Source organism: Marisediminitalea alba, from assembly GCF_002993365.1.
Lineage (GTDB): Bacteria > Pseudomonadota > Gammaproteobacteria > Enterobacterales > Alteromonadaceae > Alteromonas > Alteromonas alba.
Window position 1 is genome coordinate 1 of the sequence record NZ_PVNP01000035.1, and the last position, 8,992, is coordinate 8,992.

An 8,992-nucleotide genomic window follows, 5' to 3' on the forward strand; every position below is an offset into this window, starting at 1 on the left:
CGATGCCGCCACCTGAACGATGTTTCAAGGTGGAGACCACATTCTTCGGCACATTTACGCAATCCTCAAGCTCTGTTATCAACTGTGAGACGCTATCAGTGCCTTTCAGCAGCTTCTCAACATAACGGGTTTGACTATCTGTTAAGTGTTCTAACTCGGCTATAAGCTTTGTAAATTGTGCTGGGATCATGATTAACCCTCAATAACTGTATCTATATACAGTATAGCAACAATTTAGCAGAACATAGCCTTCTTTTATTGGAATATCGACACTTGATAACTTCTGTTTTTTTTCATTTTCAGCATGTTTACGACACTCCTTTTTTATAGTTTCAGCAGTATCAATAGAACCCGAGCCCTTTACTCGCTCTAGAATACAGAGTTCATATGCATTAAGTTGCTCACCATGACAAATAGGTATCACGAACAACGTTAGGTTAAGAATTGAAAATACTAAAAACCGGTTAATCATCACTCTCATATCTCTTGAAAAAGTTTGTTTAGCCTTAAATTATCCAAATTAACAAGTTTTTACTATGAATAAGCTTACCGAAGCAGAATTACAGTTTATTACCGATATGGGCATGCACACTCAGGGCTATGGTTTTTCTCGCATTGCCGGGCAAATAATTGCGGCTCTTATCATATCTGATGCCCCACTAAATACAGCCGATCTCATGAGCTTACTTGAAATAAGTAAAGGAAGTGTCAGCACCAATATTCGCTTTTTGGAAATGCTCCAGCTGGTCGAACGCAGAGCGCTGCCTGGTAAGCGCCAAAACTATTTTGTAATGCGTACCAACCCTTATGATTCGCTGCTGGAATTAAAGATAAAACAGCATGAAGAAGCGAAAAAGATAATAACGGAAGCCAAAGCAAGTATTAAGAATTCTAAAGCTCAGGAGAAAATTACTGAGCTGGAAAGGTTTAATACACTCTACGATGAAAGCGTGAAAAAGTTGCTGTTGGAGTTGAAATCCGAACGCTAAGCCATGCTCAATAGTCAGAAAAATTGACGTTTGACGAAAACATTTAAATAATTTAGGTGCAACATCAATGACCTCATCATCATGTGGCTCACTGCACAAGCAGCAAGGCCGAATCAGTAGCTCTACAGCCGTATTTATTGCCATCGTAACCTTGGTTTTCTTGTGGATAGCCAGTGGTTTCATCTTCAGAGGCGATACCGAAAAGACAAACGCAACTAAGAGCAATTTACCGTCAGTTGCAGTAAGAAATAGTCAAGCCCAGCTTGTGGCTCGCGAGTTGACACTAAACGGCGAAATTAGACCAAATCAGCAACTTAATATTCGAGCACGTACTGACGGCATGCTCGAAATGATTGCCGACAGCGGTGCTGAGGTTAGCCAAGGTGATGTCATTGCAAAACTTTCTATTGATGATCGCGAAGTTCAACGCACTCAGGCAGAAGCTCAAGTAAAAAAAGCACAAAGCGACTTCAATGCGACGAAAAAGCTCATCGAACAAAATTTGTCGTCCCAGTCTCAACTCCAGGCGTTGGAAGCACAACTAGAAGCAGCACGAGCACAGCTTCGCCGTATTACCTTCGATATTGAAAATACTGAATTGACAGCACCGGTCAGCGGCGTTATCAATCAACGCTTTATTGAGCAAGGTGCTTATGTGTCAGCCGGCAACCAAGTACTAGAGCTTATCGATAACGATCCGTTAATCGCCATTATTAACGTACAACAAAGTCAAATTCACAGGCTCAAACTCAACATGCCCGCGACGGTCAAACTTATCGGTGGTACTGATCGTCAGGGACAGGTCAGCTTTATCGCTCCTATTGCCGATCCGCAGACCCGGACATTTCGCGTTGAAATAACCATCCCAAACCAGAACGACCCTATCCCTTCCGGTATGAGTGCCGAAGTCGTTATTGAAACCAACAACGTTAAAGCACACAAAATTTCTGCGGCCCAAATCAAAATAGATGCGGCTGGCCGCATGGGTGTTTTAACCATTAATGACAATAACGAAACACGTTTTTCTCCAGTTACTGTGGAGCGGGCAGACGTTAATGCCTTATGGGTCAGCGGGCTGGATGACGAAACGCGTTTAGTCATCATTAGCCATAGTTCGTTGACCGCCGGTCAAAAAGTTACCCCCAAACCCGTACCTGCTGATTATGACAAAGGCGAGGAATTATAATGAAAGCCTTTATTGCCGCCGCTTTCTCACGCAATCGCGCAGCGATACTGTTACTCGCTGTATTGTTGATAATGGGCAGCATTGCCTACGCCACAATTCCTAAAGAAGCTGCACCCGAAATTGACATTCCGGTATTCACCGTCACCGTAAGCTACCCCGGCATTTCAACGGAAGACAGCGCACGTTTATTAGTCGAGCCGCTTGAGCGAAAATTACAAAGCATCGACGGTTTAGATACTTTAACCGCTCAAGCCGGTGAAGGCTTTGCCATGTTACAACTGGAGTTTGCCGCAGGCTTCGACAATGAAAAAGCACTACGTGATGTAAAGGACGAAACTGAAAAAGCAGAACAAGATTTACCGTCCGATGCTGAGAAGCCCACGGTGCAAGAGGTTGATCTGTCTTTATTCCCCATTTTAACGGTTGCGCTCTCAGGCAATATTCCCGAACGGGACTTAATCCAACTGGCACGTAATTTAGAAGATAAACTTGAAACACTTAATGGCGTACTCGAAATCGATATGTCAGGTGATCGTGAAGATCTGTTAGAGATCATCATTGAACCATTAGCTATGCAGTCTTACAACATTTCATTAGCGGAGGTGTCGCAGGCTATTAGTAATAACAACCTTCTGGTTACCGCGGGTGCAATGGATACCGGGGCAGGACGCATTAGCGTCGCCATCCCTGGCACCATTGAGAACATTGTCGATGTACTCGAGATGCCGATAAAAACTACGCCCAATAATGTCGTACGGGTAAGCGATGTCGCTGAAGTTCGACGCACCTTTAAAGATCCCGTCAGTTACGCCCGTATTGATGGTCAACCGTCGATAGCACTTGATATTAAAAAACTGAGCAGCGCTAATGTGATTGACGTCGTCGATCGTGTAACCCAAATGGTCGAACAGGAGCGCACCGACTGGCCTGCAACCGTTAATGTCGCTTATATGCAAAACCAGGCAGACGATGTTAAGCAATTTCTGGGCGACCTTGAAAACAATGTCATACTCGCCATTATTCTGGTCATACTAACGGTCGTGGTGGCTTTGGGTGTAAAAGCTTCCCTGCTCGTTGCTCTTGCTATTCCAGGCTCATTTCTTGGTGGCATTTTAACGCTGCAATTGCTGGGTATTACACTGAACATCGTGGTCCTGTTCGCACTCATTTTAGTTATTGGTATGTTAGTGGATGGTGCCATTGTCGTGGTCGACCTTGCAGAGCGCTATCGTCGACAAGGACAAGACCGATTACAAGCTTATCTGGCAGCTTCCCAACGCATGGCGTGGCCTATTATTGCGTCGACAATGACCACCCTCGCCGTATTTATACCACTGCTCTTTTGGCCAGGTATGGCCGGGCAATTTATGTTTTATCTGCCCGCCACTGTTATCATAACACTGCTCATGTCTTTGCTCATGGCACTGGTTTTCGTTCCGATAATTGGCTCCTCAGTAAAAAGCAAAGTATCAGTGACCTCACAATCAGCAAATGCAGCAGACAACGGTTCAAAACTCCAGTCTTTGGTTAGCTATATGGTGGATAAGCCGTTACTTGCTTTGCTGGTCAGCCTGTTTGTCTTATTACTTTCATTTTTCCTCTACAGCAAGCTCGGGCAAGGCATAAACTTTTTCCCTGACATCGAGGCCGATCGTATACAAATACAAGTTCAAGCCGATGGTAATTTATCAGTAAGTGAAGCTGATAATCTGGTTAAGCTCGTCGATAAGGCCGTTGAGCCGGTCGCGGGCATTGAACGCATTTATTCTCGTACCATCGGGACAGTTGAGGAAAGGCTGAAAGCCAACCTGGACTCAGAAATTATTGGTACACTACAAATTGATTTGCTGGATTGGCAGGAGCGTGATTCTGCCACAAAAATTATACAAAACATCCGTACTAAAACAGACAACTTACCCGGGATAGCGCTAAAGATTGAAAAACAACAAAGCGGTCCGTCCTCTTCTCGTCCGGTCTCTGTAGAAGTATCAGCGAAAGATCGGAGCTTATTGCCTGAAGCCGTAGACAACTTGCTCAAAATGATGAAAGAATCAGATGAATTTATCGATACATCCAGTGACATGGCGACCCCTAAGCCACAGATAAAAATTGATGTGGACCGCGAAAAAGCTGCCGAGTATGGCGTCGATGTCGCGACCTTAGGTACCTTAGCGCGTCTATTGACCGACGGTGTCTTAGTTGGTACTTACCTTCCTGAATCGGCGCCAGAGCAGGTTGATATTCGTATACGCTATCCCTGGGAAGAGCGCTCAATGGCCGACCTAGCCAATTTGCGCATCCCCGCGAGCCGGGGTCTGATGCCGATAGAGAACTTTGTCCAGTTATCGCCGAGTTTAAGTCCAACAATTATAACTCGTGTCAATTCGCGCAATGTACAAACTGTAGAATCAGGCCTTGTTCCCGGGGTTACCGTCGTCGAAGCAACGGAAACGTTGCGACAAAAAATCAAGCAGAGTGATTTTGCCAAAGGTGTGGAATTTGATTTTACCGGAGAGCTTGACGACCAAAATGAAGCCATGAGCTTTTTACTATTGGCATTTGCCTTAGCCATTTTCTTAATGCTCTTCGTTTTACTATTACAGTTGAATAGCTTTTTTCAGGGGGCTTTAGTGCTATCCGCCATTGTCTTTTCTCTAGCTGGCGTACTGCTTGCGCTGCTGGTTCGACAAGAGCCTTTTTCCGTGGTCATGAGTGGTATTGGCATTATGGCACTCGCGGGTATTGTGGTGAATAATAACATCGTTCTAATCGACGCATATAACGAGTACCGCTCAGATGGATTATCACCGATGGACGCAGCAGTGAAAGCAGCAATGCAACGTTTAAACCCTGTGCTTCTCACCGCAACGACAACGATAGTTGGATTGTTACCCATGGTCTTGGGTTTAACTGTCGACTTTTTTGAGCGTGATATTTTTATGGGAGCACCTTCGGGACAATACTGGATCCAGTTATCTACCGCACTGGTTGGCGGACTGCTAGTTGCGACGTTTATTACGCTTCTATTAACTCCGGCAATGCTTGCCTGGGACGGCCAAAGAAGGGAGAAAGCCAATTAAACTTGGCTTTATTATGCGCTTACACCATATCGTTTTAATGGTCATTATTTGTTCTAGCTGTATCGCCTGCAGCAGTCTGCCCGACTTAGAACAGCGAACGCCAAGCTACTCTGTGCCAGTTTCAAAAACTCAAAGCACTCGGCTTGGTCAGTTCTTATCTCCGATACTTCGAAACTCCCCCGAAAGTACCGGTATAATGCCTTTAGCCGAAGCAGAGCCGTCCTTAGATGCCAGGCTGATATTAATCAACAATGCACAAGTTGCACTGGACATTCAATATTATATCTGGCGTGACGATAAGTCTGGGCAACGTTTAACTAAAGCCATTTTCCAAGCTGCTAATCGTGGTGTAAAGGTTAGGTTGTTATTGGACGATCTTCACTCCCGGGATATTGACGAGTCCTTACAAAGGCTAAACGGTCATCCTAGTATAGAAGTGCGATTATTTAACCCATTTCTCCCCAGAAGCTCTCGAGTACTAGGGTTTATAACCGACTTCCCACGAGCAAACAGACGCATGCACAACAAGTCTCTTACTGTGGACAATCAAGCTACGATAGTCGGGGGAAGAAACATCGGTGATGACTATTTTTACCGCTCTGATGGTATTCTTTTTGCTGATCTGGATGTTCTTGCGATAGGAGATGTAGTTGCGAAAGTATCCAGCGATTTTGACGCTTTTTGGAACAGTAACTCAGCTTACCCCTATGAACTTATTTCTCAATCAACGACGCCATCAGACTCCACTTTATTTATTCATCAAACTAATATTGATCAACCCTCCGATCTCAGTGAGTTATTGGATAGCGATTCAATTATTTGGGCTGAAACTCAAATAGTGAGTGATAGCCCGCTTAAAGCCTTAGGTAAAGCGGAGCCGGATCAACTCATTGTTCACGCACTCCGAAAGATAATTGGTCAACCTAAAAAGCAATTATTACTGGTTTCTCCCTATTTCGTACCAACCCTGTCGGGAGTAAAAGCGCTAGAGAGCATTGCGGAAAACGGGGTGAGTATTAGTGTGTTAACAAATTCCTTTGCCGCTACCGATGTTGCCGTTGTGCACTCGGGATACGCAAAGTGGAGGAAACGCCTCTTAGAAGCTGATATACGCTTATTTGAGATGCGCCCAGGTACTGTTGGCACCGATACCACTATCTATGAATCTGTCGAAACAAGTTTCTCCAGTTCAGCAAGCAGCCTTCATGCAAAAACGTTTGCCGTTGACGGACAACGTGTTTTTGTTGGCTCATTTAACTTTGACCCTCGCTCAGCAAGGCTCAATACTGAGCTTGGCTTTGTTATTGAGAGCCCCGAAATAGCATCAACGATGGCAGATGTCTTTATCGAAGAAGTCCCTTACAGCGCCTATGAAGTGCGCTTAGCTCCATCCGGTTCGCTATACTGGCTTGAGCAAAACGGCAGCCATCATCGCCGATACGATACAGAGCCAGGAACAACCTGGTTTCAAAGGTTTTCGGCCGGATTTTTTTCATTGTTACCCATTGATTGGTTGCTTTGAAAAGTGAGTTGGCTTACTCGGTAAAGCGCCATTTTTTCTTAATCACTTTATGTACGAACCATGGTCATATTAGTCGGTTTTTTTGTTGGAATGCTATAGGTCATAAAAATGCTAAATAGAATACTAAAGTATCTAGGTATAGCGTGGATGGTTATTATTTTTGTTTTTGTTCCCATTGCTTATACCGCATTACTATTCGCCTCTGATGCAGAAATAAATATGTCGGTCACTATTTTTTTTATCTCTACAGTATTCATCACTTCACTTTGGAATATCTTCAAAAAGTATCGCGAGTACAAGGTTGGGCTCCAACTTAGCAAGATGTTTTTAGCCATCTATGTAACTATTTTTGCGTTTGCCACTCTTTATCAAAGAGCTGGGATTTTATACGGTCAGGAAATCTCTTTTAGTCCTGTTGACGCCCTGTACTTTTCAGTAGTGACATGGACCACTTTAGGTTATGGAGACTTTCAACCCACTGAAAGCTTGCGCTTATTGGCCGCTTTCCAGGCGTTATTAGGAACTTTCTTTATACCAATGCTTATAGCGGCAGTGCTATTCTCATTACAACTAAAGTCTCAAAAGCACAGTTTGCAAAAAAACACTAACGGTTCAAAACCATAGAGCGAATAGTTTAAATGAAACTTCTTTTTTATAAAATTAGACTTCTCGTAATCCTATCAGCTTCTGTTACCAGCTTAGGCTGCAGCACAATAGAGCAAATTAAAAATGAGCCTATTTCTGGAAAAAATGATACTGAATTAACTTCTGGTACATTATTCTCAGCGGCTCGAGCTGGAAACCCCAAGGGAATAACTCTTATTTTGGCTTTTTCCGGAGGTGGAACACGGGCTTCTGCTCTGTCTTATGGCGTATTAGAAGAACTAAGAGATACTAATGTCACTATAGGTGGCAAATCGACAAGACTTTTAGATGAAGTTGATTTTATTTCATCTGTTTCGGGCGGCAGCATAACGGCGGCTTACTATGGTTTGTTTCGAGACAAAATTTTTTATGATTTCAAAGATAAGCTTCTAACACGGGATTTAAAGGAGCAAATAATCTCAACAGTTTTAAATCCTCTTCGTTGGTTTTCAAATTTAGGAATAACTGATCATACTGTCGGAATATATGCTGATGCAGGATTTGGAGAATATACATTTGGCGACATGCTCGAAAAAGGTCCGCCCTATATAGCCATCAATGCCACAGACTTATCTCAAGGTGCTAGATTTTCCTTTCTACAGGACTACTTCAATTTAATATGCTCAGATCTATCTACCTTCCCCGTAGCCAGAGCAGTAGCAGCTTCAGCAGCTATGCCTTTACTATTCGACCCCATCGTACTGAAGAATTACGATACATGTGACATTAAGGATTCCATCAACTTTTTATCCAGTAAAACTTCCATTGGGAAACACAGTATTCGGAATACTGCCTCTGCAGCACTTTCTTATTCCAATAAAAAAGAACGTCCTTTTGTTCACCTCGTAGACGGAGGTGTATCGGACAATTTGGGTCTCAGGATTATAACTGACCCTGTTGAGCTAACAGGAGGTATAGTAAATTACTTTAGCATGATCCATGGAGAGGATAGTTATTCAATCCCACGACATTTTGCCATCATAGCCGTAAACGCATCAGTAAAAGTCGACTCAAGCATGGATAAGAGTTCGACCCCTCCATCAATGCGTCAAACGTTAAACGCGGTTACTGATGCGCAACTTCAATTGTACAATAATGAAACAACCGATTTAATAAAGCTTAAATTAGAGCAGTGGGTCGATGAAACAAAAACACAAGGAATACCTGTCGAAGCGCACCTAATATCTATCGAATTGAAATCGGTATCATCAGACCGTCTAAGAAATCGCCTCAATTTAATCCCGACAACTCTCGGCTTACCAGAAGAGGAAGTTGAGTTGCTTATTGGTACAGGCCGAAAGCTACTAAGGGAAAACCCTCAATTTCAAAAATTACTAAAAAGTATCAGCTCTCATAAGACACAATAAAGTAAGCGATCAATATAGACCCGGATCACCCCATTTTATCTAAGTCGCTCGTTAATTTTTTGTCCGCGAATCTCTCTTTCCAGACTCTTGGCGTCAGGTCGAGTACGTCTTTGGCCGGATGCAGTGCTACACGCTGCAATACATCCACGAGGTAATGGTAGGGATTGACGCCTTGCAGGCGGCAAGTCACCATCAGGCTTTGT

The 8,992-nt window shown here is 43.6% G+C and carries 7 protein-coding genes and 1 pseudogene; 6 read left to right on the forward strand and 2 right to left on the reverse strand.

Annotated elements, in window-relative coordinates; all coding sequences use genetic code 11:
• Positions 1–190: pseudogene (locus C6Y40_RS04515) on the reverse strand (hypothetical protein); the annotation flags it as partial.
• A 346-nt stretch (positions 191–536) separates the two neighbouring features.
• On the opposite strand from C6Y40_RS04515, the gene C6Y40_RS04520 reads away from it, so the two are divergent.
• The 6 genes from C6Y40_RS04520 to C6Y40_RS04545 all read left to right on the forward strand — a co-directional run bounded on the left by C6Y40_RS04520 (position 537) and on the right by C6Y40_RS04545 (position 8,789).
• On the forward strand, positions 537–989 hold the full coding sequence (locus C6Y40_RS04520; protein ID WP_105933551.1) for a GbsR/MarR family transcriptional regulator: 453 nt from the start codon (positions 537–539) through the stop codon (positions 987–989).
• 67 nt (positions 990–1,056) lie between these two features.
• Complete coding sequence (locus C6Y40_RS04525; RefSeq protein ID WP_034821459.1) at positions 1,057–2,175, forward strand: efflux RND transporter periplasmic adaptor subunit; 1,119 nt, start codon at positions 1,057–1,059, stop codon at positions 2,173–2,175.
• Positions 2,175–5,255 (forward strand): efflux RND transporter permease subunit, encoded by a 3,081-nt coding sequence (locus C6Y40_RS04530; protein ID WP_105933552.1) that lies wholly within the window; start codon positions 2,175–2,177, stop codon positions 5,253–5,255. The genes C6Y40_RS04525 and C6Y40_RS04530 overlap by 1 nt, the downstream gene beginning before the upstream one ends.
• Positions 5,256–5,451: 196 nt before the next feature.
• On the forward strand, positions 5,452–6,777 hold the full coding sequence (locus tag C6Y40_RS04535) for a phospholipase D family protein (RefSeq protein WP_240621843.1): 1,326 nt from the start codon (positions 5,452–5,454) through the stop codon (positions 6,775–6,777).
• Between the two features lie 147 nt (positions 6,778–6,924).
• Positions 6,925–7,401 (forward strand): potassium channel family protein, encoded by a 477-nt coding sequence (locus tag C6Y40_RS04540; RefSeq protein ID WP_235598939.1) that lies wholly within the window; start codon positions 6,925–6,927, stop codon positions 7,399–7,401.
• A gap of 14 nt (positions 7,402–7,415) precedes the next feature.
• Positions 7,416–8,789, forward strand: coding sequence for a patatin-like phospholipase family protein (locus C6Y40_RS04545; RefSeq protein WP_105933554.1), 1,374 nt, complete (start codon positions 7,416–7,418; stop codon positions 8,787–8,789).
• 25 nt (positions 8,790–8,814) lie between these two features.
• On the opposite strand, the gene C6Y40_RS04550 is transcribed toward C6Y40_RS04545, so the two are convergent.
• Positions 8,815–8,992: transposase domain-containing protein (locus tag C6Y40_RS04550; RefSeq protein WP_146129465.1), on the reverse strand; the 178-nt coding region annotated here is incomplete at its 5' end.